The 251-nt window shown below is 50.2% G+C and carries 1 protein-coding gene; it reads left to right on the plus strand.

Annotation, left to right across the window (positions count from 1 at the left end):
- A partial coding sequence (locus tag AAEY57_RS20590; RefSeq protein ID WP_350608735.1) for a hypothetical protein occupies nt 1-251 on the plus strand: 251 nt, incomplete at both ends.

Here is a 251-nt window from a genome sequence, read left to right on the forward strand (position 1 = left end):
GCGCTTGAGCTGACGCATGACGCATTGTTTGCCAAACGCTACGTGACAGCTAAGAAGTTCGGGCAAGCGAGCAATGACCCACGTGTCGTTCGTAGTCAGCAAGCGCAATCTGCTGAGCAGCCGCAAGCAACTGAGCAAGTAGTAACAAGCGCACCAAGCATTCGTGGTACGGTTGGTGACTTTGTTCGTAAGGCATTAACCGATGCAGAAAGTCGTTTAAAAAATGATGGCGTCATCAGCTGCTTTATTGC

It is taken from the genome of Pseudoalteromonas sp. MER144-MNA-CIBAN-0113 (assembly GCF_040308965.1).
In the GTDB taxonomy this organism is placed as follows: domain Bacteria; phylum Pseudomonadota; class Gammaproteobacteria; order Enterobacterales; family Alteromonadaceae; genus Pseudoalteromonas; species Pseudoalteromonas tetraodonis.